The organism is Candidatus Viadribacter manganicus (assembly GCF_001679665.1).
Lineage (GTDB): Bacteria > Pseudomonadota > Alphaproteobacteria > Caulobacterales > Aquidulcibacteraceae > Vitreimonas > Vitreimonas manganica.
Genome location: NZ_CP013244.1, coordinates 790,381 through 806,971, shown reverse-complemented (window position 1 = coordinate 806,971; position 16,591 = coordinate 790,381). Strand labels below are relative to the sequence as shown.

Sequence of the window (16,591 nt, the reverse complement as noted above, 5' to 3'; positions counted from 1 at the left end):
AGTGATGCCACCGGTTAATTCGAGGTCAATGGCGAAGCGGCCCCGCAGCCAATTTTCGCGTGTCGAATCTGTGAACACACAGTCAGGAAGCGCTTCGTTCGTTAACGCAAGAGGTTCAGAATGACGGCATTTTCATACCGTCAAAATGGCCTTGCACCTTAACGAAATCCGGCGTTTTTCAGGCAAATGAGCGGACATGACGGGCGGGGAAAAGCGGCGCTGGCGGCGTTAACGGGTGCGTCCTTGATCGGGCTCGCGCCGATCGCCATTCGGCTCTCCGAGGTGGGTCCGAACGCCACCAACTTCTGGCGATTCTTATTTGCGCTGCCGATTCTCGCGGTCTGGGCGGCGATGAGCCGACCGATTCCCTCCCGGACCCAGACTCTCTGGCTTGTGCTCGGCGGCGCGCTGTTTGGCCTTGAGATTTCACTTTGGGCGGTGGCGCTCAATCTCACCACCATTACCAACGCCACCCTTCTAGTGAACCTTACCCCGGTTTTTGCCGCCTTGTTCGGCTGGTTATGGCTGAAGGAGCGCCTCAGTCCGGCGATCTTGGCGGGCGGCGCGGTGGCCCTGGTGGGCGCTGTCACGCTTGCCTTGGCGCGCGCGCAGTCCGGCAGCGGACCCGCCGCGGCCGAACACGGCTGGCTTGGGGATTTGCTCTCTCTGCTCGGCGCGGTGTTCTACGCCGGCTACCTGATGGTCGTGCGGGCGATGGGCAAAACCGTGAGCGTTGGCGCCGTGATGTTCTGGGCCACGCTCGCCGCCGCATGTGTGGCGGGCGCGATGAGTCTTGCGCTGGGTGAAGTGCTGTTGCCGCAAACCTGGTTCGGCTGGGCCTTGGTGATTGGACTTGGGCTTTGGGTGCAAGTCGGCGGGCAGGGGCTCATCGCCTACGGCGTTGGACGCCTACCGATTGTCGTATCGACGGTGCTGTTGTGGATGCAGCCGCTCGTTGCGGCGGCGCTCTCGTGGATATTGTTCGACGAAGCGTTGAGCGCGACCGCATTGTTCGGCGCAGCGCTAGTTCTTGCTGGTATTTTCGCAGTGCAGCGCAGCCGTCAGTAGTGCAGCGGCCGCATCCAGCGATCCATCGGACACGCAACCGTGTGATCGCGTCCGCATGACGAAATCGCCGTGGCGTAAATGATCTCAGCGCGGCCTATTAGATTTTCAATCGGCACCGGACCCATGCCGCTCCAGCGGCTATCGAGTGAGTTGTCGCGATTGTCGCCCATGAAAAAGATGTGCCCTGCCGGCACCGTGTAAGGCCCGAAATTGTCCAGCGGCGCGCCGCTGGTGAGGTTGTGCACGGCATGCGTAACGCCCCCGGGCAGCGTTTCGTTGTAGCGCTCAGCCCACTCGCGCCCACGCGGATGAACTTGGCGCATGAGCAAATGCGGCTCTGTCGTCTCGACAGCGCGGCCATCTATCAGCAACACGCCATCGCGCATTTCGATGACATCACCCGGCAACCCGATCGCGCGCTTGATCATCACCGCGTTGGTCACCGGATGAATGAACACGACGACATCGCCACGTTGCGGCATCTGTTCGAACAAGCGGTGCTCGGCGCGCGGCAACGCAAGGCCGATGTCGAAAGGCAACGAAAAGCGGCTGTAGCCGTACGCGAACTTGGAAACAGTAACGCGGTCGCCGACTTCAATGTGCGGCACCATGCTTTCGGACGGGATCCGGTATTGTGCGAACGCCACCGTGGTGAACGCCAGGTACGCGACGAACGCGGCCCCAAGCGTCTTCGCCCATTCCACACCTTCATTGAGCCAACGACGATCGCCCATCCGGAACTCCCACTGGCGCGAGGGTTAGAAGCGAATTATCTGCCGTCAAGCCGGAAGCGGCGGAGGAGCTGACGTGACACGTGCAATGACAGCTATCCTCGGTGGCTTGAAGGACGTCATCTTTGGCCGTCTGACCTGGCTGGCGCTGATTAACCTCGTTGTCGCCGGCACGATTACGGTCTTCGCGGCGCGCGCAGGGTTGACGTACCTGGTGCCGCTCATTCCCGATAGCGGCGGCTGGCTTGGCTACATTTCCATGGCCGGTTCATTCGTTGCGAGCGTCGCCGTTATCGTACTTGCGATCGCACTTTCTCCTGCGATCTCCATGGTGGTCGGTGGCGCGTTATTCGACATCGCCGCCGAGCGCATCGAGAAGAAGGTCGGCGCCCCGACGTCGAAGGGCGTGCCGATAGAGCAAGGCATCTTGAACGGGCTGCGCATTGCGTTGCCGGCGCTCGCGCTCAACCTGCTAGTGATCCCGCTCTATTTTATACCGGTGGTCAACGCCTTCACGTTCTACGTGTTGAACGGCTTTTTGATGGGCCGCGAGTACGCAACGATCACCGCGGCGCGACACATGAGCTATCAAGACGCCGTCGCGCTTCGGAAGCGTTTTGGCAGTTCGGTATTTATGATCGGCCTCGCGTGCTCGCTTGTGCCGTTCCTCGCTCCGCTCGTTGGCGCTAGCGCCATGACGCGCTTCATCCATTCGGTGCGCTAAGGCTTGCGCCAGAAGCTATAGCTTGTGAGACGTGTGAAGCCTTCGCTTTCATAGAGCCCGATCGCATTGGCGTTGTTATCTTCAACCTGCAGAAACGCGGTCTGCACCTTCCATTCGGAGCAGCGCGCCATCAGTGCGCGGAAGATGCGGCGCGCTAAACCCCGACGTCGCGCTTCCGGCGCCGTGCGCATGAGGAAGACGCCCGCGAGCTCGCCTGCGGCGGCGGACATGCCGATCGCCACCGGGCGGCCCTCGTGCTCGATCACGGCAAAGACCGCCGGCTGTGGAGCGCGGAGCGCGATGCTGAGGCGCTCATCGTATTCTGCGTCGTCCTTTGACGTCTCGCGGATCACCGCATCGAAGGCTGGCGGCAACGCCGTGTAGAGCTTGACGTCTTCTTGTGGGGAGATCGCGCAAACGGGCGCCGTCATCACCAACGTGGGCATGACGCACTCATAGCCACGTTCGGCCAAGCGCGCGGAAAGGTTGCTAGGCTCGCACGCGCCTTCGGTGATCTTGAAGCGCGGCGGCAAGTTGCGTGCGACATACCAAGCCTCGATGTCGTCGATCCCTGCATCAAGATCGCCGCCGCGCCAATCCAGCGGCCAGGCGGCATTGACCCGTCCGGTTACGCCGCCCGCAGCAAGGCAAATCCAGCCGTTTCGATCTTCCGTGACCGCCGCCGGCCAAGACACGATCGTGGCCCGGTCGATGTCGGCGGCGGTTGGACTTGAGCTCATGCCGGCTTGGGACTTTCGCCGGTGGCGACGACGCCAAGCAGCGCGACGCCGGCTATTGTGTGCAACTTCGTCGTCACGTTCGAAAAATGCGGCGCCAAGCGCTTCTTCAGGATGCGTGCGATCTTGGCGCGCTGCGCCGCTTCCGGCGGCTCATAGACTTGCGCGAACAGGCTTTGCCTATGCATGAGCCGGCGCACGTCGATCACCTCGGCGCCGTCACCGCTCCAAAACGCGTTGACGTTCACCGCGAGAATGCGATCAAATAGTGCGGGTTCGCGATCTTCCGCGTTGAACGTGTTTTCTATGAAGAACGCCCGGCCGGCTTTCACGTAGTTTGCGTTGCGCGCGATTGACGCCTTGATCGCGGCAGGTGAGCGATCAATGCCGAGATAGCTGCCGCGCCCCAGCACCGGGCAAATACGTTGCGCCGCGATGCCGCTGCCGCAGCCGATCTCGAATACATTGCTGGATTTCTCAATCTGCAAAAGCTCCAGCGCCCACTTGATGCGAGCAGGCGCCATCGCCTTTGGCTCACGCACGCGCGGCGACCAATTTCACGACATCGCTCATGATGCCGGTGATTTTGAAGTCTTTGGGGGTGTAGACGCCGGCGACGCCCATCTGCTTCAGCGCCAGTGCGTCCACCGGCGGGATGATGCCGCCAACAATGAGAGGCACATTCTCAAGCCCCTCAGCGCGCATCAGGCGCACGACTTCTTGCACAAGATCGAGATGCGAGCCGGAGAGGATGGAGAGGCCCACAGCGTGCGCCTTCTTCTCTTTGGCGGCGGTCACGATTTCGGCCGGCGTCAGGCGAATGCCTTCGTAGATCGCGTCCATGCCGACGGCGCGCGCCCGCGCCGCGATTTGTTCGGCGCCGTTGGAGTGGCCATCGAGTCCTGGCTTGCCGACCAGGAACGTGAGTTGGCGGCCGAGCTTCTCGCTGAGCGCGGCGACGTCCTGCTTGACGATTTCAACGTCCTCGCTGGCGCTTTCGATCACAAGCGCAACGCCGGTCGGTCCGCGATACTCGCCGTAGACGCGCCGTAGGGTCGCTGCCCATTCGCCTGTGGTCGCGCCCGCTTTCGCCGCAGCGATGGAAGCAGGCATCACATTCTTGTTGGCGCGTGCATCCGCTTCCAGCTGCGCCAGCGCCGTTTCGGCGCCAACGCCATTGCGCGCGCCGCGCCACGCTTTCAATCGCGCGATCTGTTCGGCTTCGGCCGCGAGATCGACGACCTGAATATTCTTCTCGCCAGCTTCGAGCGGTGAGGGCTCGCCCTCGGTGAAGGCGTTGACGCCGATGACCTTCTGGCCGCCGGCTTCGATTTGTTCGATGCGGCGGCGATTGGAGTCCACTAAGGCCGCCTTCATGTAGTCGACGTTCGCTACCGCGCCGCCGCTTGCTTCAAGCCTGGCCAATTCGGCGCGCGCGCCCTCGACCAATTGCGCAACCTTCGCTTCTATCACCTTCGATCCATCGAAGATGTCTTCGAATTCGAGCAAGTCCGTCTCGTAAGCCAGCACCTGCTGCATGCGCAGCGACCATTGCTGATCCCACGGGCGCGGCAGGCCGAGCGCCTCATTCCATGCCGGCAATTGCACTGCGCGCGCCCGCGCATCTTTCGAGAGCGTCACCGCCAGTGTTTCCAGCAAGATGCGATAGACGTTGTTTTCGGCTTGTTGTTCGGTCAATCCCAGCGAGTTGACCTGTACGCCATAGCGGAAGCGCCGGGCCTTCTCGTCGTCCACGCCGTAGCGCTCGCGGCCGATCTCATCCCAGAGCTGGACGAATGCGCGCATTTTCGAAAGCTCGGTGATGAAGCGCATACCCGCGTTCACAAAGAACGATATGCGCGAGAACACGGCCGCAAAGCGATCAGGCGCGACTTCGCCGCGCGCTTTCACTTCATCCAGCACCGCAATTGCGGCAGCGAGCGCGAAAGCAAGTTCTTGCTCTGGCGTCGCGCCCGCTTCCTGCAAATGGTACGAGCACACGTTCATCGCGTTCCATTTCGGAATCGCGTCGAGGCTCCAGGCTATCGTATCCGCGGTGAGCTTAAGGCTCGGCGCGGGCGGGAAGATGTATGTGCCGCGTGAAAGATATTCTTTGAGGATGTCGTTCTGCGTGGTGCCGGTCAGCTTCTTGCGATCAGCGCCTTGTTCTTCGGCAAGCGCGACATAGAGCGCCAGCAACCACGCCGCCGGCGCGTTGATCGTCATTGACGTGTTCATCTGTTCGAGCGGGATTGCGTCGAACAGCGCGCGCATGTCGCCCAGATGGCCGACCGGCACGCCGACCTTGCCGACTTCGCCTCGCGCGAGAATGTGGTCGCTATCGTAACCGGTCTGGGTTGGCAGATCGAATGCCACGGAGAGCCCAGTCTGTCCTTTGGCGAGGTTCGCCCGATAAAGCTTGTTCGACTCCGCAGGCGTCGAGTGCCCTGCATAGGTGCGGAAAATCCACGGCGGATCGGCTGGGTGCTGAAAGGGAGTCGCCATCTGCCGTCTATGCTGCATTGCAAAACGCGGGGCCGCTAGCCCCCTGATGGCCGCTGGCCAAAATGGCACGCCCGGACGCCGCTTGGCTGGATAGTCGCCCGTGCGCCGCTCGCGCGCCAAATGACATTGCGTGCCGTTCCGCGCCAGCTCAGGCGGCGTGCTGACTGCATGTCCTGGACTTGGCGGACAGTCCAGGAGACCAGACGTGCGTATGAAAAAAATAGTGGCGGCTTTTGCTGTCGTGAGTGCGCTCGCGCTCGCGCCTGCGGCGTTCGCCGGTAACAACGACAACGACCACGACCACGGCGGCAATAGCGGTGGCAATCACAGCAACAATGGCGGCGGCAACCACGGCAGCAGCACCAATAACGGTGGCGCTTCTGTGGACATCGACGCCAGCATCGACAGCAGCAGCGGCGCGTGGGCCCAAGGCGGCGCTGGCGGCAACTCCACCAGCACAAACACCAACACGAACACGAACACCGCAACTGGCGGCAACGCGAGCGGCGGCGACTCCACCAGCACAAACACCAACACGAACACCGCAACCGGCGGCAACGCAACCGGCGGCAATGCGACCGGCGGCAACGCGACTGGTGGCGCAGGTGGTAACGCGACCGGCGGCGCCGGCGGCAACGCCACTAACACCAATACCAACAACGCCAACAACTCGAGCTACGCGCAAGGCGGCGGCGGCGGTGAGGGCGGTCAAGGTGGTCAGGGCGGTGCGGGCGGCCAAGGCGGCGCTGGCGGCACGGCCACCAACACCAACACCAACAGCGCCGATAACTCGAGCACCGCAACTGGCGGTTCGAGCGTCGCCACTGGCGGCTCCAGCGTCGCCACTGGCGGCTCCAGCACCGCGACGGGCGGAACCTCCAGCGCCGATAACAACGGCAACAACAATGGCAACGACAACGGCAACAACAACGGTAACAACAACGGCAACGACAACGGCAATAATAACGGCAACAACAACTCGAGTTCGACGAACTCGCAGGCGCAAAGCCAGTCGGTGAACAACGACACTTCCAGCTCGAACAATTCGAGCCAAGAAGTGAACGTGAACACCTATAACGAGCGCGCTCCGGTCAACACCGCGTACGCTGCGCCGCTCGTGTCGGGTGAAGACACCTGCATGGGTTCGAGCTCGCTCGGCGCCCAAGCCGTTAGCTTCGGCATCTCGGTCGGCACCACCTGGCGCGATAGCAACTGCCAGCGTCTGAAGAACTCGCGTCAGCTGGTTGCGCTAGGCTATCACCGCGCCGCGACCGCCCTGATGTGCGTTGACGACGATGTTCGCGCTGCGATGGAGCAGGCCGGCACGCCGTGCCCGAACGGTCCAGAGCCGATCGCTGCGGTGGTCGTTCCGATGACCCCAGTGGCGCCGGCGCCTGCGCCGTTCGTCCAAGAGCAGCCGCCGGTTGCGGCCCCGGAAGCGCCGCGCCGCTCGCGCCGCCGCGCTCACCGTCCGGAAGACGACGAAAAATAAGTGCTTCGGCAAGAAGTCAACGAACGGCCCCGGGAAACCGGGGCCGTTTTCGTTTGGCCGCTTGCTAGTTTTGCGACCGCGTTTGGGTTGACGTGATTTCGCCCGCTTCATTGTACGTGCGGACGGTTTCGGCAAATCCGTCGCCGTCGAGATCGCTTTCGGAGCGATTGAGCAGAAAGTTCGCGTAATAGTTCACGCGCACAACACCTCCGCCTGAGAGTTCGCGAATTTCTTCGTGGCTCACGACGCCGTTGCGGAAGTGGACTTGGATGTCAGGCAAGCCGTCGCGATTGCGATCAATGCTGGTGCGGATCGGATTGGCGTCGGTGTAAGTTGTGTGGCTCTCCACGAAGCCGTCGCCGTTCTCATCGGCGTCGCGCGTTATCGTTACGCCCGATGCATTGTAGCGCTCCGTCGCGTCCATCGTTCCGTCGAAGTTGAGATCGAACACGCCTTTGAATGGATAAGTTGCGCCGATCCGATAAGAATAGATCGTATCATCCGATCCATCGTTGTTCACATCGCTGCGTACTTCATCTGACGTAATCGGCAGCACGCTCTGTTCGGCGGCGGTCTTGAGCATCCATCCACCGCCAACGCCGATCACAAAGACGATGAGCCCCATCCAAATAGGCGCGCGCGGCTTGCGTGTGGTTTCATCGGCCGGCGATGCGCTGGAGCGTTCCCATTCTGCGATCAGAGCGCGGGCGCGGTCGTAGTCGTCTTTGGCGACCATGAGTTGCAAGAGTCCGCCTGCCGGCAATTCGCCGACACCGCCCAGGAGCGCTTCGCCGTGAACATGAGCCGCCACGCCGTTTTGCTCAAGCATGTGCGCCAGCATGTGCGCTTCGGCCAAATTCGCCGGGGCGTAGACTTGCTTCATGTTTGGCTCCGCTGCGGGGTGGGTAACAGGGCGTGTTCCGCTGCGCCATCCGTTCAAGCGCCCATTGACGCTAGCCTGAAAACCGCCTCATTGTGCGCCGCAGCAAAATCATAGGGCCGGCGTCATGACTCAACCCAATCTCAAGGCGGTGAAGGACATTTACGGCATTGGGGAGATCCCGCCCGCCTATCACGTGCCGGAAAAGATGTGGGCTTGGGCGATCCGCAAGGAGCGCCATGGGCGCCCGCTTTCGGCCATGCAACTTGAGCAGGTGCCGGTGCCGACCGTGGGCGAAGACGAAGTGCTCGTCCTCGTGATGGCCGCTGGCGTGAACTATAACGGCGTTTGGGCCGCACTCGGTGAGCCGATGAGTGTGCTCGACGTGCACAAGCAGCCCTACCATGTGGCGGGCTCGGATGCGTCCGGCATCGTTTGGGCTGTTGGCTCGAAAGTGAAGCGCTGGAAGCCAGGCGATGAGGTCGTCATCCATTGCAACCAGGACGACGGCGACGATGAAGAGTGCAACGGCGGTGATCCGATGTTCTCGCCGACGCAGAAGATCTGGGGCTACGAGACGACCGACGGCTCGTTCGCGCAATTCTGCAAAGTGCAAGCGCGTCAGCTGATGCCGCGTCCGCAGCACCTCACTTGGGAAGAGGCGGCTTGCTACACGCTGACGCTCGCCACCGCTTACCGCATGCTGTTCGGTTGGCGTCCGAACGTGCTCCGTCCGGGTCAAAACGTGCTCGTCTGGGGCGCTTCGGGCGGTCTTGGTGTGTTCGCTGTTCAGCTCTGCGCCGTCTCTGGCGCGCACGCGATCGGCGTCGTCTCTGACGACGACAAGAAAGATTATGTTCTGTCGATGGGCGCGAAGGCCGTGCTCAACCGCAAAGAGTTCGATTGTTGGGGTCAGCTGCCGAAAGTGAATGGCGAGGGCTTTGCAGAATACATGAAGGAAGTGGGCAAGTTCGGCAAAGCCGTGCGCGCCATCACGGGCGGCAAAGATCCCGACATCGTATTCGAGCACCCGGGTGAATCGACGTTCCCGGTCTCGGTGCGCATCGTGAAGCGCGGCGGCATGGTCGTGATCTGCGCCGGCACCACGGGCTATAATCTCACCATGGATGCGCGCTATCTGTGGATGCACCAAAAGCGCGTGCAGGGGTCACACTTCGCGCACCTTTATCACGCCAGCCAAGCCAACCAGCTCGTCATCGATCGCCGCATCGATCCGGCGATGTCGGAGGTGTTGCCCTGGGACAAAATCCCGGATGCGCACGAAAAGATGCTCGATAACAGGCACCAGCCGGGCAACATGGCCGTGCTCGTCAACGCGCAACGAAGTGGTCTGCGCACGTTTGAGGATGTGCTGGAACTCAGCGGCTCACGAAGCTGATCTGGTTTTGACGAAAAAGCCCGATAGTCCGGCCCTGATGGCGCGAAATGACCTAGCGTTTCTGCTCGCTATTTGAGCAAGAAGCGCCTACATGGGTGTTATCGTTCTTCGTCGCGTTACGCTTTGTCCCTCGCTTCCGCGCCGGATTTCCTGACGTTTTCCTTCGAGTTCGAGTCTGCCGGGGTGTTCCTGGGCAGACGGTCCGACCCTCAGGAGACGGTCAATGGCATCAGGCACAGTTAAATTCTTCAATACCACCAAAGGCTTCGGCTTCATCGCACCGGAAGGCGGCGGCAAGGACGTGTTCGTCCACATTTCCGCTGTTGAGCGCGCCGGCCTGCGTGGCCTCAATGACGGCCAAAAGGTTTCGTTCGAACTCGAAAAGGACCGTCAGGGCCGCGAGTCAGCCACGAATCTGAAGGTCGACTAAAGCTATGGCGATCGATGAGCGCATCGCTGGGTATACCGACAAGGAACTCGGGACGTTGCACGACAACGTGCGACGGCTGGCGCAAACCGGCTCAACGGCGCAACGCGCCGAAGCCGAGCGCCTGATGCCGCTCATCGACGCTGAGCTTGCTGAACGGAAGGCAAGAGCGCCGGTGCGTAAGCCGCCCGTACGCAAGGCTGCCGTGAAAAAGAAGGCAGCGCCCGCCAAGGTGGAAGCGCCCGCCGAAGAGTAGCGCCCGGCCTGATCGGCGCGCGTGTCCCGATAGCCTCAGACCCCGACATTGACGCGGCGCAACCCCCGCCAAGGCGTCTGTGTGCAATTGACCTTGCCGTGGCGCGGCGCTCCAATCCGGCCAAGCGGCGCGGGCAAGATGCGCCACGGGGGAAGTAACGATGGTGCGTCTGATACTTGCGGGCTTTGCGCTCGTGCTTGTCGCGTTGGCCGGATTTGTCGGCTACCGCACGATGTCGTTCACTGCGCCGCCGCCGCCCGCGAGCGTGGAAGTCCCTGACACCTCAACCTACACAATCGATGTCGCCGCTGCCGCTGCGCGGCTTTCTCAGGCCATTCGTTTTCGCACCGTCTCACTCGTTGAAGAGGGCGAAGACCGCACGCCATTCACCGATTTCCAGCAATGGATCATCACGAATTATCCTGCCTTCAACGCCGCCACGCGCCGCGAGACGGTCAGCGATTTGAGTGTTGTCTATACCTGGGAAGGCAGTGACCCCGCGCAGCCGCCAATGTTGCTGCTCGCGCACCAGGACGTTGTGCCCGTGCCGGATGACACGCGCGAAGCATGGTCAGTCGATCCGTTCGCCGGTGTTATCCGCGACGATGTCGTGTGGGGGCGCGGCGCCGTCGACGATAAAGGCTCGCTCGTTTCTCTCTTGGAGGCTGCTGAATATCTCGCAGCGCAAGGCAAGCGCCCGGTGCGCACAATCATCTTCGCCTTCGGGCACGATGAAGAGATCGGCGGCGACGATGGCGCTGTGCAGATTGCACGCATCCTCGGTGAGCGCGGCGTCCGCGCTTGGTTTGTCCTCGATGAGGGCATGGCTGCAATCATGGAGCATCCGCTCACGGGCGGTCCGGCTTCGATGATAGGCATCGCTGAGCGCGGCTTTGGAACGATGCGCGTGCATGCTGTGGGTCAGCCGGGACACTCCTCCATGCCGCCGCCGGAAACCGCGGTTTCGCTCGTCTCCGAAGCCGTCGTCCGCATCCACGACATGCCGATCGAGCAGCGTTTAGAAGGCGGGCCGGCCATTGAAATGATGCGGGCTCTGTCGCCGGAGATTTCGCTCACCAATCGTATGGCGGTCTCCAACGAATGGTTGTTTGCGCCGTTGCTGCGCGCACGCATGTCCGAAAATCGAACCGCGCGCGCTCTTATGGGCACCACGGTTGCGCCTACGATGATCAATGGCGGCGTGCGTCCGAACGTGCTGCCGGCGGAAGCCACGGCGATGATCAATTATCGCTTCCATCCACGCGACACCGCCGCCAACATTCTCACCCGCGCGCGAGCCGAAGTGGCGGATATGGAAGGCGTAGATGTCGATTGGGCGGAGCCGCCGCGCGATGCGACGGGGGTCTCAAGCACAACCAGCACAAGTTACGCCTTGCTCGCCGCGCTCTCGCATCGCGTCATGCCGGACGCACCCGTTGCCCCCGGTCTCGTGCTGGCGGGTACGGATTCGCGGCACTATTCGGATGTCTCTGAGAACGTTTATCGTTTCCAGCCGATGATGTTCAGCGACGAGGATCTCGCGGGCATTCATGGCATCGACGAGCATCTCAGCTTCGACAATCTCGAACGCACAATCAGATTCTATATTGGCCTCATGGAAGCAGGAGCGATGCAATGATCCGGTCAGTCTTGGTCGCGGCGGCAATCGCGCTCGCTGCATGCACGCCCGCGCAAGAAGCAAAAGAAGAGGTGGCGCCGGTGGCCAACAACAATGGCGGCGTCGCCGCGCCGACGCCGAATGATGTCACCGTTCACATCACCGCCGAGCAGAACGGTCAGATCGTCAACGTTGCGGTCGATCAGCGGTTTGCAATCGAACTCGTTGGCGTGCCGACGGCGGGATATGTCTGGGCGCCGGCGCAGGTGCCGGCTTTCGTGACGCGCGCGGGCGAAACCTCCGGCAACACGACCGAAGCACAGAGCCAACCAGGCTTCGTCGGTGGCAACCATTGGGAGGTCACGATGTTCGCGGCGACGGCCGCAGGATCGGGCGACATCATCATGGAGCAGCGCCGTCCTTGGGAAGATGCGAGCGCTGCGCCGAACCAGACCTTCCGCGTCACCATAGTCGCGCAATAGGTTGGTTTTTCTCGCGCAGACCTTGCTCTTCATGCTGGCGGTCGCCGGCATCGTTGGGGGCACGCTGGGGCTCATCTTTTTCGCCGGTGGAGCGATGAATAAGGCGCGTCCGCCCGAGATGCGGCGTCGCCGGGCCTTGTTTGCGGCGCTCTGCGCGGGCGGCATTGTCGCATCCGCAGCGCTAGGCTTTGTCGCGATCCCCGCGATCCTGTATCTCGCACACCAATGAGCGAGCTGCTTCGAGACCTCTGGTACTTCGCCGCGACATCGCGGGAGTTAAAGCGCGGAAAGATGTTCCGGCGCGAGATTCTCGGCGAGCCCGTTTTGCTTGGCCGTGACGAGAATGGCGCGGCGTTCGCTTTGCGCGATATCTGTCCCCATCGCGCGGTGCCGCTGTCCGCCGGCCGCGTATGCGCCACGGACGGCGTTCAAACGGTGGAGTGCCCGTATCACGGTTGGCGCTTTGGCACGCAGGACGGCGTCTGCAAGCAAATCCCATCCTTGGTGGATGGCCAGCCTTACGAGGTCAATCGTATTCGTGTCCGGCGATTCCCTGTGCACGAAGCCAATGGCGTCGTGCTGGCCTTCGTTTCATCTGATCCGCGCTTTGCAGACGAGCCGCCGCCGCCGCCGGACTTTGATCTCGGTGATTTCGTCGAACCGAAATTCGTGATCCATCGCATCTTCGCCGCGAGCATGGACAACGCTGTGGTCGGTCTCATGGACCCTGCGCACGTTCCGTATGTTCACAATCAATGGTGGTGGCGTCCGCCGAGCGCCGGCAAGAAGCTTAAGCAAAAGCGGTTCGTGCCACGTGAGCGCGGCTGGGCCATCGAGCGTCACGCACCGAGCGGCAATTCATTGGCCTATCGCATGCTTTTCGGCGGCAACGTGACCACCGAAATCTCGTTCATGCTGCCTGGTTTCCGCTGGGAAGTAGTGGAGAACGAGAAGTCGCGTCTCTTTACGCTGACCTTCCTCACCCCGGAGAACGAGAACTCCACGCGCATCACGCAAGTAACCTATTGGAAGAACGCGCCGCTTCTCGACGTGATGAAGCCGATCCTGATCCCTGCCGGCCGTGAGTTTCTCGATCAAGACGGCCGTATGGTCGATCTGCAAAATACGGGACTTGAATACAAACCGACGATGCTCTGGATCGAGGACATCGACGTTCAGGCCAAGTGGTACCTGAAGCTCAAGCGCGAATGGACCAAGAGCCGCGAAGAGCAGCGCGACTTCATGAATCCAATCGAGCCGACGACCCTTCGCTGGATGAGCTGATTACCCCGCGGGCGTCAGCACCACCGGAATAGTCACTTCGCGCGGATGCGCGTTATCGGCGGGCATGTCTTCTTGCAGAACGATTGTCGCGGGTGTGTCCTGCGTGACGGCGAACGTGAACTCAGCGCGATACGGCACCGGCGCCTCGGTCATCCAGTCTTCTTGAGCGCGCGCTGGCGCCTGCGCGAGCACCGCGCCATCGGCGCCGCGCAACTGGCCGGCAAACTGCGCCTCGAAATACCAATCGCCAGGCGCCGTACCTTCGACCACAAGCGGGCTCGTGACGCGCGCGCCAGAAGCGGGCGTTGCAATCACAACAACTGGCGTCTCTGCAGCTATGGTCGTTTCCGTGTCGGGTGCTTCTTGAGGCTGCGAGCAGGCAGCGAGGCCCAGCACGGCGACAGCGACGGCGATGAAGCGCTTAGTGCGAAGCATACTCATTCTCTCCTGGCCGCTCTTTATCAGCTGAGGTGGTGACGACAAGAAGGCGCGCGTATAGCGGTGCAACACAGATCACGAACGGACACCGGCATGGCGCGAATCCATAGCGAGTATCATTTGACCGACCGTATCGGCTGGCTTCGCGCTGCCGTGCTCGGCGCGAACGATGGCATCGTCTCGACGGCGAGTTTGATTGCCGGCGTAGCGGCGGCTTCGGCTGGGCGAAGTGACGTCCTGCTCGCTGGTATCGCGGGGCTGGTTGCCGGCGCCATGTCGATGGCGGCCGGGGAATATGTGTCGGTGAGTTCCCAGGCGGACACTGAAAGCGCTGACCTCGCGCGTGAGAAGCGCGAACTCGCCGAGACGCCGGAACTTGAACTCGAAGAACTCACGAACATTTATATCGGTCGTGGGGTCGAGCCTGAGTTGGCGCGTCAGGTCGCCGTGCAAATGACGGCGAAGGATGCGCTCACCGCGCACGCGCGCGATGAACTTGGCATTGTCCATGAATTGCGCGCGCGTCCTGTCCAGGCTGCTGCCGCGTCCGCCGCATCGTTTGCAGCAGGCGCCGCATTGCCGCTTTTGGTAGCGGCTTTTGCCCCGCTGTCGGTGCTTGGGTGGGCTTCACCCGCGGCGTCGCTCGTTTTTCTGGCATTCCTTGGCGTTTGGAGCGCGCGCATGGCCGGCGCCAATCCATGGAAGGCGACTGTGCGCGTGGTGTTCTGGGGCGCGGTCGCGATGGTGATTACCGCTGTCGCCGGCGCAATGTTTGGCGCGGTGGTTTAGCCCGATCTGTAGAGCGCTTTGGCGACTTCCTCGTCGCGGCGCTCGGCGATGATGCGGCGTGAGATTTCGTCGGGCACACCGACGCCATTGAGCAATGCTTCGCCCAGTTGCAGCGCCGCCTCAATCGAGTCCGGACTGGCGAGCGCTGCGCCGGCCGCATGAAGGCGCCGCGCATGTTCGCCGTCGCGAGCCCGCGCATACACCGGAATGTGAGGCCAGGCGCGCCGCGCCTCCACCACGATGCGTTCAACCGCCTCGGCATCGTTGATGGTGACGACAATCGCGGCGGCGTTCGACGCGCCGACGCTCTCCAACACTTTCGCGCTGGTCGCATCGCCAAAATAAACCGGCCGGCCTTCATTGCGGAGTTGCGCCACTGTGGTTGCATCGCCTTCGATGCCGACGTGCGGGATTTCCTGGGCGTTCAGAATGTCGGCCAAAGTCGCGCCAACGCGCCCAAAGCCGGCGATCACAACGTGACCGTTCTCGGTGGAGGCATCGTCCGGAGGCGCGCTTGGGCCAGGACCGGCAATGCGATTGGCAAGTCGCGCGCCTAAGCTCGCGACGATCGGCGTCACGAAAATCGAAAGCGCGGTGACAATGAGCATGTAAGCGGCGGTGTCAGCCGGAATGGCCCCGCCGGCGCGCGCGGCGGCAATCACGACGAAAGCAAATTCGCCCGCTTGCCCTAGCAACAGGCCCATCTGCAGCGCACGCCGCCACGTTATCTCGAACACACGCGCCAGCGACGCGATAATGAGACCTTTCACTAAAAAGAGGCCTATAAGACCGACGAGGATCAGTAGCGGCTCGCGGAGCAACAACGAGACGTCGATCTGCATGCCGATCGTCACGAAGAAGAGGCCAAGCAGGAGATCCTTGAAAGGCTCAAGGTCGGCTTCGATCTGATGGCGAAACTCGGTTTCCGCCAGAAGCAGCCCTGCCAGAAACGCGCCAAGCGCCGCCGAAAGCCCCACCATCTGCGCCGCGCCGGCCATGCCGATGACGGCCAAGAACGCCGCCGCGATAAATATCTCGCGACTGTCCGCCGCCGCCACCCACCTAAACAGCGGGCGCAACAACAAGCGGCCGGTGACGATGATGGCAGCAAGCGAAAAGAGCGCCGTCGCGAGTGCGATGCCGATCTGATCGCCGAAGGCGCCGGCGCCAGGGCTTAATGCCGCGACCAAGAACAAGATCGGCACGACCATGAGGTCTTGCATCAGCAGGATTGAAAAACTCGCGCGCCCAACAGGCGTCGTGATTTGCCCGCGCTCTCGCAGGAGTTGCAGCACCAGCGCAGTAGAGGAGAGCGCAAAGGCAAGCCCGATAACAGCTGCAATTGTGAAGTTGTTGCCAAACATCATCGCGACGCCCGTGATCGCAGCGGCCGAGAGCACGACTTGCGCCAAGCCAAGTCCGAACACGTAGCGCCGCAGCGACCACAAGCGCTCCAGCGACACTTCAAGTCCGATCACGAACAGCAAGAAGACGACCCCGAGTTCCGCCAGCAGCAATGTCGGCTCGCTTTGCTCAAACTCGAACGCGCTAAGCCACGGCCAGCTCTGCGCCAGCCGCCCAAGCACTTGCGGTCCCATGGCGACGCCGATGATCAGGAAACCCATGACGGCGCTGATCCGCGCCTTCTTGAGGGCCGGGATGAGCACGCAGGTCGCGCCCAGGAAAACCAGGGCTTGGGTGAGGACTTCGCCTCCGCCGCTCCCGTGCTGCATTCGTTTCGCTCCCAGGGTGCGGCACAGG

18 protein-coding genes are annotated in these 16,591 nt (G+C 62.2%); 11 read left to right on the top strand and 7 right to left on the bottom strand.

The annotated features are described in order from the left end of the window. Nucleotides 1–186: 186 nt before the first annotated feature. On the top strand, nucleotides 187–1,068 hold the full coding sequence (locus ATE48_RS04310; RefSeq protein WP_066768144.1) for a DMT family transporter: 882 nt from the start codon (nucleotides 187–189) through the stop codon (nucleotides 1,066–1,068). On the opposite strand, the gene lepB is transcribed toward ATE48_RS04310, so the two are convergent. After that, nucleotides 1,062–1,802, bottom strand: a complete 741-nt coding sequence (gene lepB / locus ATE48_RS04305) for a signal peptidase I (protein WP_066768142.1) — start codon at nucleotides 1,800–1,802, stop codon at nucleotides 1,062–1,064. The genes ATE48_RS04310 and lepB overlap by 7 nt on opposite strands. Nucleotides 1,803–1,875: 73 nt before the next feature. On the opposite strand from lepB, the gene ATE48_RS04300 reads away from it, so the two are divergent. Next, nucleotides 1,876–2,523, top strand: a complete 648-nt coding sequence (locus ATE48_RS04300; protein ID WP_156767591.1) for an EI24 domain-containing protein — start codon at nucleotides 1,876–1,878, stop codon at nucleotides 2,521–2,523. Here ATE48_RS04300 and ATE48_RS04295 read toward each other — a convergent pair. The 3 genes from ATE48_RS04295 to ATE48_RS04285 are packed head-to-tail and all read right to left on the bottom strand — an operon-like array spanning nucleotide 2,520 to nucleotide 5,765. Continuing rightward, nucleotides 2,520–3,263 carry a GNAT family N-acetyltransferase gene (locus ATE48_RS04295; protein WP_083197150.1) on the bottom strand — a complete coding sequence of 248 codons (744 nt, stop codon included), beginning with the start codon at nucleotides 3,261–3,263 and terminating at the stop codon, nucleotides 2,520–2,522. The two genes, ATE48_RS04300 and ATE48_RS04295, sit on opposite strands and share 4 nt — an antisense overlap. Next, a complete protein-coding gene (locus ATE48_RS04290; RefSeq protein WP_066768138.1) occupies nucleotides 3,260–3,802 on the bottom strand; it encodes a class I SAM-dependent methyltransferase in 543 nt (180 codons plus the stop codon). The genes ATE48_RS04295 and ATE48_RS04290 overlap by 4 nt, the downstream gene beginning before the upstream one ends. Next, nucleotides 3,795–5,765 carry a protein meaA gene (locus ATE48_RS04285; protein WP_066768135.1) on the bottom strand — a complete coding sequence of 657 codons (1,971 nt, stop codon included), beginning with the start codon at nucleotides 5,763–5,765 and terminating at the stop codon, nucleotides 3,795–3,797. Before ATE48_RS04285 ends, ATE48_RS04290 begins: the two co-directional genes overlap by 8 nt. A 205-nt stretch (nucleotides 5,766–5,970) precedes the next feature. Here ATE48_RS04285 and ATE48_RS19645 point away from each other — a divergent pair, with 205 nt between their 5' ends. Next, a complete protein-coding gene (locus ATE48_RS19645) occupies nucleotides 5,971–7,257 on the top strand; it encodes a hypothetical protein (protein WP_156767590.1) in 1,287 nt (428 codons plus the stop codon). 64 nt (nucleotides 7,258–7,321) lie between these two features. Here the strand turns inward: ATE48_RS19645 and ATE48_RS04275 are convergent, their stop codons facing one another. Then, nucleotides 7,322–8,140, bottom strand: coding sequence for a putative signal transducing protein (locus ATE48_RS04275; RefSeq protein ID WP_066768131.1), 819 nt, complete (start codon nucleotides 8,138–8,140; stop codon nucleotides 7,322–7,324). Nucleotides 8,141–8,264: 124 nt separating this feature from the next. Here ATE48_RS04275 and ccrA point away from each other — a divergent pair, with 124 nt between their 5' ends. The 7 genes from ccrA (at nucleotide 8,265) to ATE48_RS04240 (ending at nucleotide 13,603) form a co-directional block, all read left to right on the top strand. Next, nucleotides 8,265–9,536: a crotonyl-CoA carboxylase/reductase gene (gene ccrA / locus ATE48_RS04270; RefSeq protein WP_066768129.1), complete on the top strand. Its 1,272-nt coding sequence runs from the start codon at nucleotides 8,265–8,267 to the stop codon at nucleotides 9,534–9,536. Nucleotides 9,537–9,759: 223 nt separating this feature from the next. Beyond that, a complete protein-coding gene (locus ATE48_RS04265) occupies nucleotides 9,760–9,966 on the top strand; it encodes a cold-shock protein (protein ID WP_066768127.1) in 207 nt (68 codons plus the stop codon). A 4-nt stretch (nucleotides 9,967–9,970) separates the two neighbouring features. Beyond that, a complete protein-coding gene (locus ATE48_RS04260) occupies nucleotides 9,971–10,219 on the top strand; it encodes a hypothetical protein (RefSeq protein ID WP_066768125.1) in 249 nt (82 codons plus the stop codon). A 160-nt stretch (nucleotides 10,220–10,379) separates the two neighbouring features. Further along, the gene (locus ATE48_RS04255; RefSeq protein WP_066768123.1) at nucleotides 10,380–11,858 is read left to right on the top strand and encodes a M20/M25/M40 family metallo-hydrolase; all 1,479 of its coding nucleotides are present in this window, start codon (nucleotides 10,380–10,382) and stop codon (nucleotides 11,856–11,858) included. Further along, entirely contained in the window at nucleotides 11,855–12,319 is a 465-nt protein-coding gene (locus ATE48_RS04250) for a protease inhibitor I42 family protein (RefSeq protein ID WP_066768121.1), read from the top strand. Before ATE48_RS04255 ends, ATE48_RS04250 begins: the two co-directional genes overlap by 4 nt. Before the next feature lies 1 nt (nucleotide 12,320). Beyond that, nucleotides 12,321–12,548, top strand: a complete 228-nt coding sequence (locus ATE48_RS04245; RefSeq protein WP_066768120.1) for a hypothetical protein — start codon at nucleotides 12,321–12,323, stop codon at nucleotides 12,546–12,548. Continuing rightward, nucleotides 12,545–13,603 carry an aromatic ring-hydroxylating oxygenase subunit alpha gene (locus ATE48_RS04240; protein ID WP_066768118.1) on the top strand — a complete coding sequence of 353 codons (1,059 nt, stop codon included), beginning with the start codon at nucleotides 12,545–12,547 and terminating at the stop codon, nucleotides 13,601–13,603. Before ATE48_RS04245 ends, ATE48_RS04240 begins: the two co-directional genes overlap by 4 nt. Here ATE48_RS04240 and ATE48_RS04235 read toward each other — a convergent pair whose 3' ends face one another. Next, nucleotides 13,604–14,044, bottom strand: coding sequence for a Gmad2 immunoglobulin-like domain-containing protein (locus tag ATE48_RS04235; protein WP_083197147.1), 441 nt, complete (start codon nucleotides 14,042–14,044; stop codon nucleotides 13,604–13,606). A 90-nt stretch (nucleotides 14,045–14,134) separates the two neighbouring features. On the opposite strand from ATE48_RS04235, the gene ATE48_RS04230 reads away from it, so the two are divergent. Next, nucleotides 14,135–14,830, top strand: a complete 696-nt coding sequence (locus tag ATE48_RS04230) for a VIT1/CCC1 transporter family protein (protein WP_066768114.1) — start codon at nucleotides 14,135–14,137, stop codon at nucleotides 14,828–14,830. Here the strand turns inward: ATE48_RS04230 and ATE48_RS04225 are convergent. Next, nucleotides 14,827–16,563 carry a cation:proton antiporter domain-containing protein gene (locus tag ATE48_RS04225; RefSeq protein WP_066768112.1) on the bottom strand — a complete coding sequence of 579 codons (1,737 nt, stop codon included), beginning with the start codon at nucleotides 16,561–16,563 and terminating at the stop codon, nucleotides 14,827–14,829. The two genes, ATE48_RS04230 and ATE48_RS04225, sit on opposite strands and share 4 nt — an antisense overlap. Nucleotides 16,564–16,591 lie beyond the last annotated feature (28 nt).

What these genes read in the sequence shown, in the direction of transcription:
- ATE48_RS04310 (WP_066768144.1), top strand. Translation starts at nt 187, where the DNA reads ATGAGCGGACATGACGGGCGGGGAAAAGCGGCGCTGGCGGCGTTAACG.
- lepB (WP_066768142.1), bottom strand. Translation starts at nt 1,802, where the DNA reads ATGGGCGATCGTCGTTGGCTCAATGAAGGTGTGGAATGGGCGAAGACG.
- ATE48_RS04295 (WP_083197150.1), bottom strand. Translation starts at nt 3,263, where the DNA reads ATGAGCTCAAGTCCAACCGCCGCCGACATCGACCGGGCCACGATCGTG.
- ATE48_RS04285 (WP_066768135.1), bottom strand. Translation starts at nt 5,765, where the DNA reads ATGGCGACTCCCTTTCAGCACCCAGCCGATCCGCCGTGGATTTTCCGC.
- ATE48_RS04275 (WP_066768131.1), bottom strand. Translation starts at nt 8,140, where the DNA reads ATGAAGCAAGTCTACGCCCCGGCGAATTTGGCCGAAGCGCACATGCTG.
- ccrA (WP_066768129.1), top strand. Translation starts at nt 8,265, where the DNA reads ATGACTCAACCCAATCTCAAGGCGGTGAAGGACATTTACGGCATTGGG.
- ATE48_RS04265 (WP_066768127.1), top strand. Translation starts at nt 9,760, where the DNA reads ATGGCATCAGGCACAGTTAAATTCTTCAATACCACCAAAGGCTTCGGC.
- ATE48_RS04260 (WP_066768125.1), top strand. Translation starts at nt 9,971, where the DNA reads ATGGCGATCGATGAGCGCATCGCTGGGTATACCGACAAGGAACTCGGG.
- ATE48_RS04255 (WP_066768123.1), top strand. Translation starts at nt 10,380, where the DNA reads ATGGTGCGTCTGATACTTGCGGGCTTTGCGCTCGTGCTTGTCGCGTTG.
- ATE48_RS04250 (WP_066768121.1), top strand. Translation starts at nt 11,855, where the DNA reads ATGATCCGGTCAGTCTTGGTCGCGGCGGCAATCGCGCTCGCTGCATGC.
- ATE48_RS04240 (WP_066768118.1), top strand. Translation starts at nt 12,545, where the DNA reads ATGAGCGAGCTGCTTCGAGACCTCTGGTACTTCGCCGCGACATCGCGG.
- ATE48_RS04235 (WP_083197147.1), bottom strand. Translation starts at nt 14,044, where the DNA reads ATGAGTATGCTTCGCACTAAGCGCTTCATCGCCGTCGCTGTCGCCGTG.
- ATE48_RS04230 (WP_066768114.1), top strand. Translation starts at nt 14,135, where the DNA reads ATGGCGCGAATCCATAGCGAGTATCATTTGACCGACCGTATCGGCTGG.
- ATE48_RS04225 (WP_066768112.1), bottom strand. Translation starts at nt 16,563, where the DNA reads ATGCAGCACGGGAGCGGCGGAGGCGAAGTCCTCACCCAAGCCCTGGTT.